The sequence below is a fragment of the Paenalicyclobacillus cellulosilyticus genome (genome assembly GCF_014647315.1).
GTDB classification, from domain to species: Bacteria; Bacillota; Bacilli; order Alicyclobacillales; family Alicyclobacillaceae; genus Alicyclobacillus_J; species Alicyclobacillus_J cellulosilyticus.
In genome coordinates this window covers 1-606 of sequence record NZ_BMOY01000133.1, presented here as the reverse complement: position 1 = coordinate 606, position 606 = coordinate 1, and the positions used below count along the sequence as shown (strand labels likewise).

At 64.7% G+C, this 606-nt stretch carries 1 protein-coding gene; it reads right to left on the bottom strand.

The window, feature by feature from the left end; all coding sequences use genetic code 11:
* A partial coding sequence (locus IEX97_RS13200; RefSeq protein ID WP_308426215.1) for a TCP-1/cpn60 chaperonin family protein occupies window positions 1-606 on the bottom strand: 606 nt, incomplete at its 3' end.

Sequence of the window (606 nt, the reverse complement as noted above, 5' to 3'; positions counted from 1 at the left end):
CATGTACGGCGAGATGTAGCCGCGGTCAAACTGCATGCCTTCGACGACTTCCAGCTCGGTCGTAAAGCCCTTCGACTCCTCGACGGTGATGACGCCGTCCTTGCCGACCTTCTCCATCGCGTCGGCGATGAGCTCGCCAATCTCCCGCTCGCCCGCGGAGATGGCCGCCACCTGGGCGATGTTCTCGCGGCCCTGCACCGGCTTGGCGATCCGCTTGATTTCCTCCACCGCGGCCGCCACCGCCTTCTCGATACCCCGGCGCAGCGCCATCGGGTTCGCGCCCGCCGCGACGTTCTTCAGACCCTCGCGGATCATCGCCTGCGCCAACACGGTCGCGGTGGTCGTTCCGTCACCCGCGACGTCGTTGGTCTTCGTCGCCACCTCTTTCACGAGTTGGGCGCCCATGTTCTCAAACGGGTCCTCGAGCTCAATCTCCTTCGCGATGGTGACGCCGTCGTTGGTGATGAGCGGCGAACCGAACTTCTTCTCGAGCACGACGTTGCGGCCCTTCGGACCGAGCGTCACTTTCACCGTATCCGCCAGCGCGTCGACGCCCCGCAGCATCGCACGGCGCGCTTCCTCGCTGAATTTGATGTCTTTCGCCAT